At 75.4% G+C, this 14,445-nt stretch carries 8 protein-coding genes; 1 reads left to right on the top strand and 7 read right to left on the bottom strand.

Translation table 11 applies throughout. The features are described from left to right. Positions 1-139: 139 nt before the first annotated feature. Genes HTV45_RS23085 through HTV45_RS23060 form a run of 6 tightly spaced genes read right to left on the bottom strand, consistent with a single transcriptional unit; the run spans position 140 to position 6,167 of the window. On the bottom strand, positions 140-1,363 hold the full coding sequence (locus HTV45_RS23085; RefSeq protein WP_215207764.1) for a beta-ketoacyl synthase: 1,224 nt from the start codon (positions 1,361-1,363) through the stop codon (positions 140-142). Beyond that, positions 1,360-1,620, bottom strand: coding sequence for an acyl carrier protein (locus tag HTV45_RS23080; protein ID WP_215207763.1), 261 nt, complete (start codon positions 1,618-1,620; stop codon positions 1,360-1,362). Before HTV45_RS23080 ends, HTV45_RS23085 begins: the two co-directional genes overlap by 4 nt. After that, a complete protein-coding gene (locus tag HTV45_RS23075) occupies positions 1,584-2,630 on the bottom strand; it encodes an NAD(P)-dependent oxidoreductase (protein ID WP_215207762.1) in 1,047 nt (348 codons plus the stop codon). Before HTV45_RS23075 ends, HTV45_RS23080 begins: the two co-directional genes overlap by 37 nt. Beyond that, entirely contained in the window at positions 2,627-4,204 is a 1,578-nt protein-coding gene (locus tag HTV45_RS23070; protein ID WP_215207761.1) for an AMP-binding protein, read from the bottom strand. Before HTV45_RS23070 ends, HTV45_RS23075 begins: the two co-directional genes overlap by 4 nt. Continuing rightward, entirely contained in the window at positions 4,201-5,148 is a 948-nt protein-coding gene (locus HTV45_RS23065) for an alpha/beta fold hydrolase (protein ID WP_308309731.1), read from the bottom strand. Before HTV45_RS23065 ends, HTV45_RS23070 begins: the two co-directional genes overlap by 4 nt. Further along, complete coding sequence (locus HTV45_RS23060) at positions 5,145-6,167, bottom strand: 3-oxoacyl-[acyl-carrier-protein] synthase III C-terminal domain-containing protein (protein ID WP_215207759.1); 1,023 nt, start codon at positions 6,165-6,167, stop codon at positions 5,145-5,147. Before HTV45_RS23060 ends, HTV45_RS23065 begins: the two co-directional genes overlap by 4 nt. A gap of 142 nt (positions 6,168-6,309) precedes the next feature. Here HTV45_RS23060 and HTV45_RS34875 point away from each other — a divergent pair, with 142 nt between their 5' ends. Then, positions 6,310-13,686: a type I polyketide synthase gene (locus tag HTV45_RS34875; RefSeq protein ID WP_215207758.1), complete on the top strand. Its 7,377-nt coding sequence runs from the start codon at positions 6,310-6,312 to the stop codon at positions 13,684-13,686. Between the two features lie 356 nt (positions 13,687-14,042). Here the strand turns inward: HTV45_RS34875 and HTV45_RS23050 are convergent, their stop codons facing one another. Further along, positions 14,043-14,414 carry an NTP pyrophosphohydrolase gene (locus HTV45_RS23050; RefSeq protein WP_215207757.1) on the bottom strand — a complete coding sequence of 124 codons (372 nt, stop codon included), beginning with the start codon at positions 14,412-14,414 and terminating at the stop codon, positions 14,043-14,045. Positions 14,415-14,445: the final 31 nt, after the last annotated feature.

Below are 14,445 nucleotides of genomic sequence, written 5' to 3'. Positions count from 1 at the left end.
TCCCGCCGCCGTGCGCCCGGCCGACCCGTCTCCGGCCGGCCCGCGTCCGGCCGCCGCGCCGGTGGTGGCGTCCTGCCGTGCCCCGTTCCGCGCACTCCGGTGCCCGGACGCCCCGCACCACCTGGCCGAACACCCTTCCTCAGGCCCTGGCCAGGACGAGGACGACGTTGTGGCCGCCGAAGCCGAAGGAGTGGCTGACGGCGATGCGCACGTCCTGCCGGCGGGGCTCCTTGGTGACGCAGTCGATGTCGAACCCGGGCGCCGGGGCGTCCAGGTTCGCGACCGGCGGCACCGTGCCGTGCTGAAGGGTGAGCACGGTCAGCGCCGCCTCGACGGCGCCCGCCGCGCCCAGACTGTGTCCCAGCACGCCCTTGGGCGCGGTGACGCCGGGCCGGTGCGGCAGCACCCGGGCGATCAGGGCCGCCTCGCCGGCGTCGCCCAGCAGTGTGGAGGTGCCGTGGGCGTTCACGTGGCCGACGTCGTGCGGAGCCAGGTCCGCGTCCGCCAGGGCGGCGCGCAGAGCCGCCTCCGCGCCCCGGCCGTCCGGGGCGGGCGCGGTGGGGTGATGGGCGTCCGAGGTGCTGCCGCAGCCCACCAGCCGGGCGCGCACGCGCGCACCGCGGGCGGCCGCGTGCCCGGTCCGCTCCAGCACGAGGACGCCCGCGCCCTCTGCCGGCACGAAGCCGTCCCGGCCGGCGGCGAACGGCCGGGGCGCGCCGGCCGGCGCGTCGGTGTGCCGGGACAGCGAGCCCGCCCGCCAGAAGCCGGTGACCGTCAGCGGGGTGACGGCGGCTTCGGTGGCCCCGGCCACGGCGATGTCACACCGGCCCAGGAGCAGGAGGTCGCGGGCGACGGCGACGGCGGTGGCACCGGAGGCGCAGGCGGTGGAGGGGGCGAGACCCGGGCCGCGGGCCCCGAGGTCGATGGAGACCTCTCCGGCCGCCATGTTCGGGATGATCTGGGGGACGGTGAGCGCGGACACCATGTCGGCGCCCAGTTCTCGCAGCCGCCCCGCCTGTTCCTCGCGTTCCGCGCCCGCCCCCATGCCGCAGCCGATGACGACGGCGACCCGGTCGCCGTCCCACGCGCGGGGATCGAGCCCGGCGTCGTGCACCGCCTCACGGGCGGCGAGCACCGCGAGTACGGCGTTGCGCGACATGCGCCAGGCGGCGCGCCCGACACGCCGGTCCAGGGCGTCCCGGGCCAGGGGGACACGGCAGGAGATGTCCACGGGCAGGCCGGCCAGCGCCGGGTCGTGGGACGCGGTGCCGGCGCCACGGCAGACCCCGCCCCAGGTGGCGTCGGTGCTCTCCCCGGCGGGGGTGAGCAGGCCGAGGCCGGTGACGGCGACGGGTTCGGTCACGGCGCGCTCACCGCTCCCGCGCCGTCCGCGCGCAGCGCGTCGAGGTGGTCGACGACCTGGGCGAGGGTGGTACCGCGGGCGAGGTGCTCGTTGCTGATCCGCACTCCCAGGCGTTCGTGGAGGATGAGCACCAGCTCGGTCAGGGCCAGGGAGTCCAGGTCGAGTTGCTCCAGTGTGAGCTCGGGCCGGATCTCGTCCTCCGGCACGCGGAAGGCGCCGCTCAGGACGGAACGGACGGTGTCGTAGGTGTCTGGCACGGCGTTTCCTCGCTGTCGGGCGGAAGGGCTGGGGCGAGCCGGTCGAGCTCCGCGACTCCGGCGTCGAATCCGACCGGCGGTTCGAAGCCGAGATCGCGGCGTGCGGCGGTGAGGTCGAACCAGTGCGGATGCAGCAGTTCCGCGACCAGGAATCGGCTCAGGGCATGGGTGCGGGGACTGCGGGCCGCGCGCAGGAAGACCTCGGCGGCGGCGGCCCCGACGCCGGCGAGCCGGGGTGGTACGGCACACCAGCGGGCCTCGACGCCGGCGGCCCGCAGGAAGTGCCGGGTGATCTCGCGCAGCGGCCGCGGGTCGTCCTGGCCGATGAAGTAGGCGCGCCCGCCGGTCCCAGGCGACTGCCGCAGCCGGTCCAGGGCGAGCAGATGGGCGTGCGCCGCGGTCCGGACATGCGTGGTGTCGATGAGGTTGCCGCCGTCGCCGGGCATCAGCAGCCGGCCGGCCCGCACCGCTCGCGCGAGGGCGGGGACGAAATGGGGGTCGCCCGGCCCCCAGATGATGTGCGGCCGCAGCGAGACGGTGGCCAGCTCCGGGCCGTGGGCGGTCAGCACCAGCGCCTCGGCGCGGGCCTTGGTCGCGGGGTAGGCGGCCAGGTGGCAGGGGACCGGGGGAAGACCCTCGGCGACGCCTTCCAGACCGCCGGGCCGGAAGACGACACTGGCGGTCGAGGTGTAGAGGAGCGTGCGCACCCCGTGGGCGCGGCACTGCTCGATCACATGGCGGGTGCCGAGGACATTGGTGGTCCAGTAGGGCCGCGGCGGGCCGCTGACGCCGGCCAGAGCGGCGTTGTGGACGACCGCGTCGCACCCGGCGACGGCCCGGGAGACCGCTCCGGCGTCGGCGAGGTCGCCCAGGTGCTGGTGGACGCCCAGTCGTTCCAGCGCGGTGCTGGGACGGCGGTTCAGCGAGGAGACGACGGCTCCGCGTGCGCTCAGCCGGCGGCAGATCTCCAGGCCGAGGAAGCCGCTCCCCCCGGTGACCAGTACGTTCATCGTGTCCTCCCGCGCAGCCGCCTCGCGGCCCAGCCGGCCAGCCGCATGCGGTCGATCTTGGAGTTGTGCCGGGGGTCGGTGGGGAAGCCGGAACGGATCAGCAGGGCGCCGACGCGGTGCCCTTCGGGATGGTTCTTCAGGACGGCGCGCACAGCCGCCAGGGCGGTGGCGCGCGGGGTGGACGGCGCGGGTTCCACGCACAGCACGGGCAGTTGGCACACGGCCGTGCCGACACCGACCAGGGCGGTGCGCCGGACGCCGGGGGCGGTGTCCGCCGCGGCCTCGATGTCCTCGGTGGCCAGGGTGAAGCCGGTGCCGGTCACCAGGTGCGCCTTGCGGCCGAGGAACCACAGCCGGCCCTCGTCGTCCAGCCGGCCGAGGTCTCCGGTGCGGTGCAGCACACCGTGGTCGCTGTCGCTCTTGGTGACGGCGTCGGCGTCGGGGCGCGCATGGTAGACGGGGCTGACGGTGGTACCGGTGACGGCGATCTCCCCGAGCCCGGTGGCGTCGGAGTCCAGGATCCGGGCGCGGACGCCGGGCACCGGACGGCCCAGGCAGGTGCCGGCGTGCCCGGCGGGCGGCCGGGCGCGGGTGGCCCGCAGGTCGTGGTCGGTGATCGCGGAGACGGGCAGACACTCGGTCGCGCCGTAGACGCTGAGGATCTCGGCGTCGTCCGGCACGGCCCTGCGCAGGGCGTCGGCGAGACGGACCCGCAGCGGGGCGCCGAAGGACAGGATCTGCCGGACCGAGGGCAGGGTGACGCGGTGGCGGGCACAGTGGCGGGCGATCAGGGTGAGCACGGCGGGTGACGCCAGGACGACGGTGGCCCGGTGCCTCAGGATCGGCCCGACGAGTTCCGCGGGCGGTGTACGGGCCGGGGCCAGGTGGTTCACGGCCGGGGCGATGGTGGCCGGGCCCAGCAGCGGACCGAGCAGCGCGGCCGGCAGGAATCCGGCGAGGAGTACGTCGTCGGGGCGGGGGTCCATCAGGGTCGTCAGCGCGTCGAGCTGTCCGGCCAGGGTGGCGTGACGGTACTCAGCGCCCTTGGGCCGCCCGGTGGAGCCGGAGGTGAAGGCGATGAGGGCGGGCTCGTCGCCGTCGGGCTCCCGCACGGCCGGCGGCCGGGTGTCGCCGGCCGGTGTCCGGGTGGCCAGCCGCCGTCCTGCGGGGAACTGTGCCGGGCCGGTGACCAGCGCGATCCGGACATGGGGGCGGCCCCAGCCCAGGGCCAGGCGCCCGAGGTGGGCCGGCGGTTCCCCGATGAAGACGTCCGGGACGGTGTCCTGGAGGCAGCGGCCCACCTCGGCGCGCGGTTCGATCAGCACGGGCACGGCGCCGAGGAGGCCGAGGGCGTAGCAGACGGCGGTGAGATCGTGGGCGTCGCGGGTCATCACGACGGCCTTGTGGCCGGGCCGGACACCCGCGTCGTGCAGCGCCCGGGCGATGTGGTGGCAGTGCCGCACCAGTTCGCCGCGCGAGGTCGTCCGGGAGGACCCCTTGCGGCATTCGACGAGGGCGACGGCGTCCGGCCGGTCGGCCATGCGCGCGGCGATGGGGGGAACGGTCACGGTCATGGGGCTCCCTGAAGGAAGTCACGGATGAGGTCGCCCAGTTCGGCGGCGGCGTCCTCCATCACGAAGTGCCCGGCGTGGGGAAAGCGGTGCACGGCGGCGTGCGGATGACGGCGGACCCACTCCTCCAGCAGGACCGGGGTGAAGACGGGATCGCGCATGCCCCAGCCGATGAGCAGCGGAAGTTCCGACAGGCCGGCCGCGCCGTCCCCGGGTTCGAGCAGTCGCCACGCGGGATCCGCGGGGTCGCGGGGGATGGCCCGGACGGCGTCGGTGACCGCCCGGCGTTCCGCGCGGCGGGCACAGGGCCGCAGATAGGCCCGGCGCTCGGCCGTGAGCAGCGGGCGGTGGACGCCGGCGCGCACGGCGACGCGGGCGAACGCGTCGGTGGCGTGGACGAATTCGGCGACCGGCCGGTGGTCGCGGATCCACCGCAGGTAGAACGGCAGTTGGAAGCCGTCCGGGAAGGGGAAGGCCACGGTGTTGCAGACGACCAGCCGGGCCACCGTGCCAGGGTTGCGCAGCGCCCAGGCGACGCCGAGCGGGCCGCCCCAGTCGTGCAGGACGAACGTCCAGCCCCGTTCGGGCAGTCCCACGTCCCGCACCAGGTGCCGGTGGAGCGTGTCCAGACCTTCCAGCTGGGCCTCGTAGGGATCCGGAACCCCGTCGGCGGGCCGCAGACGCCGGGACAGTCCGAAGCCCGGCAGGTCCGGTGCCAGGCAGCGGGCGTGCGGGGCGAGCCGGTGCAGCAACGTGCGCCAGACGTAACTCCACGACGGGTTGCCGTGCAGGAACAGCACCGGCCGTCCGGAGCCTAGGTCGAGATAGTGCTGTCCGGTGAGCGGCACCCGCCGCCAGTGCCGGGGCGCGGGGTAGCCGGGCATCAGCCGCGCCAGCACGGCGGGATCCGGTACGGGGGCCGGGGCGTGCCCTCCTCGTGAGGTCACCACCGGACGAGGGCCAGGCCGAAGCTGAAACCACTGGCCAGACCGATCATCGCCACCAGGTCGCCGCTCTCGATGCGGTCCGCCTGCCGCGCCTTGACCAGTTGCAGCGGAAGCGAGGCCGCCGCGCAGTTCCCGTGCTCGGCCACCGCGGGAAGGCACCGGTCCTCGGGAAGGGAGAACCCCTCGATCATCTCGCGGTACTGCGGCATGGCGATCTGGTGGAAGGCGACGAAGGCGGCGGAGCGCGCCGCCTCGAGATCGTCCCCGGCGGTGTCCAGGATCCGGGGGAGCACGTCGATCAGGCCCTGGCGCAGATCCCCGTTGAGCCGCAGCGTGGTGTGGTCGTCGTGCACGGAGAGGTGGTGCATGGATCCTCCGCCGGCCACCGTGCAGGCCTCCCAGGCGGCGGAGTTGCTGACGAACCGCAGGGACAGGATGCCGGGATCGCCGTCCCGCGCGGGGCCGGCCGTGAGCACCATCGCGGCGCCGGCGTCGGAGGCGGTGTAGCCGGGCAGGGCTCTCAGCAGATCCTCCCGGTCGGGGGCGTGCCAGCGGGTGGCCAGGGTGGAGGGTTCACCGCAGGTGATGAGGACCGTGCGGTAGCGGCCGGTCTCGATGAACGACGAGGCCACCTCCATGGCGTTGAGGAAGCTGTTGCACGCGTTCTTGATGTCGAAGACCGGGCAGGAGGCGCCGAGTTTGGCGGCCACGAGGTGGGACGTGGCGGGTTCGACCAGGTCCTGCGAGGTCGAGGCGAACAGCAGCAGGCCGACGTCGGCGATCTTCAGGCCGGCCTGGTCGAGCGCGCCGCGGGCGGCCTTCACGGCGAGGTCGGAGGAGTTCTCGCCGTCGTCGTGCACATGGACCCCGCGCACCCCGGTGAGATCCTCCAGCAGACCGGGCGGTGGAGCGTAGCCACCCGTTTCGGTGATCTTGACACGGATCTCGTCCAAGGTCCGGTAGCGGGACGGAAGATGAGCGGAGACGGCGGCGATGCGGGCACGGAGGGCTTCGGACACCGCGTCACCGTAGCCAGCCACCCGGCCGGAATGACGGTTAGATGGCGGTATCCACCCCAACGAGTGATGTGGGCTGGCTTTCCCGCCAGTTGTCCCCTTCAATCCGTACGAGGTCCGGCAATCGGCGTAAAGGGGCGGGGAATTGGCGACGCAGCAGTATGAACGGGCCGTAGCGGTGGTGGGAGTGGGCTGCCGGCTCCCCGGGGGCATCACGGACCTGGACGGACTGTGGTCCGTGCTGCGCGACGGACGGGACGTGGTCGGCGAGATGCCCGCCGACCGGCTGCCCCGCGACCGGACGGTCGACCCGGGGACCGTACGCCCCGGCCGCAGCTACACCGCCGCCGGCGGATTCCTCGAGGACGTCGCCTCGTTCGACGCCGCCTACTTCGGCATGTCCCCCGCGGAGGCCCGGCACATCGACCCGCAGCAGCGGCTGCTGCTGGAGATGGCCGCCGAGGCGCTGGACGACGCCGCCGTCCCCGCCGAGTCACTGGCCGGCTCGGACACCTGCGTGTACGTGGGCGTCTCCGACCCCGGCTACGGCGTGAACCTGTCGATGATGTCGGACCACACGAGCCCGCACACCATGCCCGGCGCCACCCTGTCCATCACGGCGAACCGGATGTCGTACGCCTTCGACCTGCGCGGCCCGAGCATGGCCGTCGACACGGCCTGCTCCTCCGCCCTGGTCGCCCTGGACCGGGCCTGCCGCACCCTGCGCGAGGGAACAGGCCGCGTCGCCCTGGTCGGCGGCGTCAACGTGCTCTCCAACCCCTACTCCTTCGCCGGGTTCTCCTACGCGAACATGCTGTCCCGACGCGGGCGCTGTGCGGCGTTCTCCGCCGACGCCGACGGTTTCGTCCGCGCGGAGGGCGGCGCGGTGCTCGTCCTCAAGCGTCTCGCGGACGCGCTGGCGGACGGCGACCGGGTCCACGCCGTACTGGCCGCCACCGGCAACAACACCGATGGCCGCAGCACCGGCATGATCGTGCCCAGCGCCGAGACCCAGGAGGCGCTGCTGCACACGGTCTACGCGGAGGCCGGGATCGACGCCGACGACCTGGTCTACGTCGAGGCCCACGGCACCGGCACCCAGGTCGGCGACCCCGCGGAGGCCGAGGCCATCGGCCGGGCGCTGGGCCGGCGCCGCCGCGGCGGACCCCTGCCGATCGGCTCGGTGAAGTCGAACGTCGGCCATCTGGAGCCCGCCTCCGGAATGGCCGGTCTGCTCAAGGCGATCCTGGTGCTGCGCCACGGGCTGGTACCGGCGTCCCTGCACGCCCTTCCCCTCAACCCCCGTATCGACTTCGCCGGCCTGGGACTGGCGCCGGCAGCCGCCCCCGTGCCGTTGGAGGTGGGGGAGCGGTCCGCCGTGGGAGTGAGCGCCTTCGGCTTCGGCGGAGCCAACGCCCACGCCGTCCTCACTCCGCCCCCCGCCCGGCCGGTGTCCGGGACCGGCCCGGTGCCGGACGGGCGCCCGCTGCCCCTGGTCGTCTCCGCACGCTCCGCCAAGGCGCTGAAGCAGATGACCGCCCGGATGGCCGAGCGGCTGCGGAACACCGGGCCCGGCGAGTTCTACGACCTGGCCCACACCAGCACCGTCCGGCGCACCGCGCACCCGCACCGGGCCGCCGTACTGGCCGCCGACCCGCAGGACGCCGCCCGTCAGCTGGACCTGCTGACGGCCGCGGAACCCGCCCGCGGAGCCACGGTGCGCACCGGTGAACGGGCCGGGACCGCGTTCGTCTTCTCCGGCAACGCCTCCCAGTGGCCGGGCATGGCCGCCGACCTGCTGGAGAGCGAACCGGCCTTCCGCCGGGCCGTCGAGCAGGCCGACGCGGCCCTGGCCCCCCACCTGGGCTGGTCGGTCACCAAGGAACTGGCCCATCCGTCCCCACGGAAGTGGCAGCGCACCGAGATCGCCCAGCCCGCCCTCTTCGCCGTGCAGGTGGGCCTGACCGCGCTGCTCGCCTCCCACGGCGTGCGCCCGCGGGCGGTGACCGGGCACAGCGTCGGAGAGGTCGCCGCCGCCCACACCGCCGGCGTCCTGACGCTGGAACAGGCGGCGCGGGTGATCGCCGAGCGCAGCCGCACCCAGGGCGCCACGGCGGGCCGGGGCCGGATGGCCGCCGTCGGTCTGCCCGAGGCACAGGCACGCGAGGAACTGCTCCGCCACGACGGCGCCCTCGAGATCGCGGGCATCAACAGCGAGAGCGACGTCACCGTCGCCGGCGACGCCGACGCGCTCGCGGCCTGGGGTGCCGAACTGACCGGCCGCGGCGTCTTCTTCCGCGAACTGGACCTCGACTACGCCTTCCACAGCCGGGCCATGGACCCCATCAGGGAGCCGCTGCTCGAAGCACTCGACGGACTCGAACCCGCCCCGGCCGCCGTCCCGTTCCTCTCCTCCGTCACCGGCACCGAGCTGGCCGGGCCCGAACTCGACGCCGCGTACTGGTGGCGCAACGTCCGCGAGCCCGTCCGTTTCGCCGAGGCCGCCGCGCTCCTCACCACCGGGCACGCCGGCGTCCTGGTCGAGATCGGCCCGCACCCGGTCCTGCGCCCCTACCTGCGCCGCACCGGTGCCACCTGCGTCGCCACCCTGCACCGCGACGGGGACGGCCCCCGCGAGACCGCGGCGGCGGTCGCCGCCGTCCTCGCCGCCGACACCGCCACCGACTGGCGGCACCACTTCCCCCGCCCCGGCCGGGTGGCCGACCTGCCCGCCTACGCGTGGCAGCACGAACGGCACTGGTACGGCACGGCGCAGGACCGGGTCGCGGGCACCAGCGGCAGCGGCCTGCTGGACCATCCGCTGGTGGGCGAACGGATGCCCGCCCCGCACCCCGTATGGCACGGCACCGTCGAACCGCAACTGGTGCCCTGGCTGGGCGACCACAGAATCGGGGACGACGTCCTCATGCCGGCCGCCGCCTATGTGGAGATGGCCCTGAGCGCCGGCCGCCGGGCCCTGGACCGCCCGGTCGAGGTGCGGCACCTGGAGATCGGCCGTCCGCTGGCCGTGCCGTGGCCGGACCCCACGCCCGTCGCCCTGCAGACCGCGGTCACCCCCGAGGACGGCGCCGTGACCATCAGCGTCCGCGAGGAACACCGCGGGGAGTGCCTGCCCGTCGTACGCGCCCAGGTACGCACCCTGCTCGGTACGGCGCCGGCCCCGCTCGACGTCGACGCGGTCCGGGCCCGCTGCGACCGCCGTATCGACGGCCCGGACTTCTACCGCGCCTGCCACGCCATCGGCCTGAACTGCGGGCCCGACTTCCAGCTCATCGACCGCATCGACGCCGGTGAGGGCGAGCTCCTCGTCGGCTACCGGCTGGAGCACACCGCCGACGCCTACACCGCCCACCCGGTCCTGATCGACGCGCCGCTGCAGGCCACCGTGGCCCTCGCGGGGGCGGAAGCGGAGAACGCCGCCTTCCTGCCCACCGTCTTCGCGGCCGTACGGGTGTGGCGCACCCCCGCGCCCACCGGCGTCGTACACCTGCGCCGCCGCAGCCGCAGCGCCAACGAGATGTGCTGGGACATCACCTACGCCGACCCGGACGGCACGGTCACCGCCGAGATCGACGGCTGCCGCACCCGCCGCGGTCACCTGACCGAACGCACCCCGCTGACCGTCCAGCGCACCGTGCTCCGGGCCGCCCCCCACCCGTGGGCCCCCGCCCCGACCTCTCCGCTCCCCGCGCCCGCCGAGGTGGCGCGCGCCGTCGAGCCGCGCGTCGCCGCCGCCCGCGCAGCCCTGGACGACAGCGGTCACCACCGGTTCACCGCCGCCGCCGAACAGGCCGGCGCCCACTGCTGGGCCGGGACGCTGCGCGGTCTCCTCACCGACCCCGCCGTCCCCTTCACCATGGCCGAGCTGGTGGCCGGCGGACTGCAGCCCCGGCACCGGCGGCTCGTCCGGCTGATGCTGCCCCTGCTGGCCGAGCACGGCCTCGCCCGGCCGGAGGGGGAGACCTGGCGGTTGACCGGCGCGGAGATCCACGCCGAGGCACGCCTGCGCGCCCTGATCGAGGACCACCCCGCATACGGCGCCGAGACACTGCTCCTCAACCGGCAGCTGCGCCGGCTGCCCGACGTGGTGCGGGGACGCGCCGACGCGCGCGAGCTCCTGCCGGCCGGGGACACCAGCCACGAGCAACTCCACGAGACGGGCCCGGCCCACCGCTTCACCCACCGCGCCGTGCAGGCACTGCTGGGAGACATCGTCGCCCGCTGGCCCGCCGACCGCCCGCTGCGCGTCCTGGAGTTCCGCGCGACCACCACCGCCCTGACGGCCGCCGCCCTGCCCGTGCTGCCGCCCGACCGGACCCGCTACACCTGCACGGCCGCCACCGGCAGCGTGCTCACCCGCGCCGAACACCGTTTCGCCGCATACGACTTCGTCGACCATCGCACCCTGGACCCGGACACCGACCTGGCCGGCCAGGGCCTGCCCCCGGGCGGTTTCGACCTCGTCCTCGCGGGCGACGCCCTGCACGCCACCACCGACCTGGCCGCCACCCTGCGCCGGCTGCACACCGTGCTGGCTCCCGGCGGCCACCTGCTGGCGGCCGAACCGCACCACGCCGGGCTCCAGGCCCTCCTGTCCGGCACACTCAACGACTTCTGGGAGCGCGGCGACCACACCCTGCGCCCGGCGTCCCGCATCCTCCCCCGCGACCGGTGGGCGCCCCTGCTGCGGCAGTGCGGCTTCTCCGGTGTGGTGCAGACCGGACCCGGGGACCGCTCCGTCCTCCTCGCCGCGGCCGACCACGACCAGACCCCGGACGCCGCGCTCCCGCGCGCGCTTCCCGGAGCCGCCTGGGTGATCGCCGTCGAGGACGGGACCGAGACGGAGACCGCGCGGGCCCTGGCCGCCCACCTCGGCGGGGCGACCGTCCTCACCGCGCCCGACGGGGCCACCGCCTGGCGCGGGACGCTGCCCACGGACTCCGACCCGCACGTCGTCCTGCTGCTCGCCGAACCCGGCCCGCACGACATCGTCACCCGGACCACCCGCCGGGCGGCCCTCCTGCGCTCCCTCGCCGCCGCCTGCGACGGCCTGAAGGGCGGTACGAGCCCCCGGGTATGGCTCATCACCCGTCCGACCGGCCTCTTCCCCGCCCCTGAACAGCCGTCCCACCCGGTCGACGCGGCCGTCTGGGCGGCCTGCCGCACCCTCGCCAACGAGCGCCCCGACCTGCGCCTGCACCGCCTGTCCTGCCACCGCACCGGCGACACCGGCATCGACGCCCGCCGCCTGGCCGGAGAACTCCTCGCCCCCGGCGACGACCCGGCCGCCCAGGAGGACGAGGTCGTCCTCACCGCCCGGGGCCGGTTCGTCCCCCGGCACGTCCAGCACCCGGCGGACGAACCACCCGCCGTCCCCGCCGGCACGCCGTACATCCTCGAAGCCCGCGATCCCGGCCTGCGGCGGCGGCTGATCTGGCGGCAGACGGATCCGGGCGAACCCGGACCGGGCGAGGTGGCCCTGGAGATGCGGGCCGTGGCCCTGAACTACCGTGACCCCATGCGGGCCAACGGCCTGCTCCCGCCCGAAGCGGTGGAGAACAGCCCGCTCGGCCGCGGACTGGGCACCGACGGCGCCGGCATCGTGCGTGCCGTGGGACCGGACGTACGGGGTCTGAAGCCCGGCGACCGGGTGTGCGGCCTGGTGCCCGCCGCCCTCGCCTCCCACGCGAGGACCGCCGCCGACGCCGTCGTCCGCATCCCCGACGGGATGGGTTTCGCGGAAGCGGCGACCTTCCCCGTGGCCTTCCTCACCGTCCACCGGACCCTGGTCGACCAGGCCCGCCTCGCCCCCGGGGAGACGGTGCTGGTGCACGGCGGAGCCGGGGCGGTGGGCCTGGCCGTCCTGCAGTGCGCCCGCCGTCAGGGCGCCCGCGTCATCGCCACCGCCGGCACGGAGACCAAACGGGACCTGCTGCGCACCCTCGGCGCCGAGCACGTACTCGACTCGCGCGGCCTCGACTTCGTCCCCCGGGTACGGGAGCTGACCGGCGGCCGGGGCGTGGACGTCCTGGTGAACTCCCTCAGCGGCGAGGCCATCGCGCAGGGGCTCGACCTGCTGCGGCCGAACGGTCGCTTCATCGAGCTCGGCAAACGGGACATCTTCCTCAACAACCCGGTCACGCTCCGCCCGTTCGACCGCAGCCTCACCTTCATCGGCTTCAACCTCGACGCCGTCATCGGCTCCCCGGAACTGGGGTCCCGGCTGCTGACGGACTTCGAGACGGAGGTCGTCTCCGGCACGTACCGGCCACTGCCCCACACGGTCCGTCCCGCCGCGCGGGTCGACGAGGCCTTCCACCTCCTGCAGCACTCCCGGCACACCGGCAAGGTCGTCGTCACCTTCGACCCCCTGGACGAACCCGTCCCCGTGGAGCCCGCGCCCGGCACTCTCCGCCTCGACGGCGGGGGCACCTACCTGATCACCGGCGGGCTGAGCGGTCTCGGCGCCGCCACCGCCCGTCTCCTGGCCGACCGCGGCGCCCGGCACCTGGCCCTGCTCTCCCGCGGCGGACCAGACGCCCCCGAGGCGCCCGCCCTGCTGCGGGAACTGACCGACCGCGGCGTACGCGCCACCGCCCACGCCGCCGACGTCACCGACGAAGCCGCGCTGCGCCGGGTCATCGAGGCCGTGGACGCCACCGGGCATCCCCTGCGCGGGGTGGTGCACGCGGCGATGCACATGGACGACGCGGTACTGGCCGACCTCACCGACGACCGTTTCGCCGCCGTCCTGGCGCCCAAGGCGGCGGGCGCGGCCCTGCTGGACCGGCTCACCGCCGACCGGGACCTGGACCTGTTCCTCACCTACTCGTCCGTCTCCGCCGGTGTCGGCAACCCGGGCCAGGCCGCCTACGCGGCGGCCAACGCCTTCCTGGAAGCCCTCACCCGGGCCCGCCGCGACACCGGCCGCAGGGGCACGGCACTGGCCTGGGGACCCATCGGCGGAACCGGCTATGTCGCCCGCAGCGGCATCGGCCCCGCCATGGCCGGACGCGGCCTCGAACTGCTCACTCCCGCCGAGGTGCTGACCACCGCCGACCACCTCACGGCCGGCGGCACCGACGTCGCCGGGGCGGGCCGCTACCGCTGGGGTACCGCCCGCCATCTGCTGCCGGCCCTCGCCACCCCGCGGTTCGCCCCGCTGGCCCCGGCGTCCTCCGGGCCCTCCCCGGACGACCGCAACGAGCTCCTGGGCACGCTGGCGGACCTCCCGGCGGACGAGGCGGTGCGCGTGATCACCGAGACGATCACCCAGCTCCTCGCCGGCGTCCTGCAGACCGCTCCGGCCGACCTCGACCCCGCGGTCAACGTCACCGACTTCGGGCTGGACTCACTGCTGGGGATGCAGTTCCTGATGCGGACGAGGGACCTGTTCGACATCCGCCTCGGCCCGGCCGACCTGGCCACCGGCCGCACCCTGACCCACTTCGCCCACCTGATCCACCAGCGCCTGGCCCCGCCCACCGGAAAGCGGGACTGAACACCCGGGCGGCGGCCCCCGGCACGGGGCACCGGCTCCCGACGGGATCCGGCCCGCCCGCCCCGCGGTACGGTCGGCGGCCGGTCGTACGGCGTACCGCTCACGGCCACCGGGGACGCGGGCGGCGGCCCGGTGCCTCGGTTGCCGGACGGAGCCGGCCTGCGGTCGCCTCGCCGTCGGCCGGTTCCGGTCCCGAGGGGCGCGGAGCACGGTCGGGCTGCTCTTGTGCCCGGTCCGGCCGCCCGCGGAGGGCGGTGCGCGGGCGTTCCTGTCCGCTCTCCCGGGGCGTGCCGGGGCCCGGCGGGCAGGCGCCCGGACGGGCGGCCCGCGGTCCGCCGTACGAAGGGGCGCCCGGGTCAGCGGGGTACGGAGCGGGGACCGGTGCATTCCGCGCCCAGGGCGGCCACCCTGCGGCGCAGCTCGCGGTCGGCCGTGACGACCAGGACCGGACGGTCGTCCGCACCGGCCACCAGCGCGACCATGTGGTCGTCCCCGCTGCCCGGAGCGGACTCCACGCGGACGCCCGGCACCGACTCCACCCCGCGGGCCGCGCCCTCGACCACCAGGACGATCTCCACCGGGCCGGTACGGCCGGGCAGGCCGTCCGCGGCCAGCCGGTCGCGCAGCCGTTCCGCGGCGCCCCGGCGGTCCCGCCACCACCCGTCGGGCACCGACCCGACGACATTCGCGGCGTCGACGATCACGAGCAGGGCGGCGGTGTCGTTCATGGGGCCAGCGTCCCACGAGGGCCGGACCCGC

The sequence above is a fragment of the Streptomyces sp. CHD11 genome (assembly GCF_018638295.1).
GTDB lineage: Bacteria > Actinomycetota > Actinomycetes > Streptomycetales > Streptomycetaceae > Streptomyces.
The sequence above is the reverse complement of the archived record's forward strand: the minus strand, read 5'-3'. Positions and strand labels throughout refer to the sequence as shown.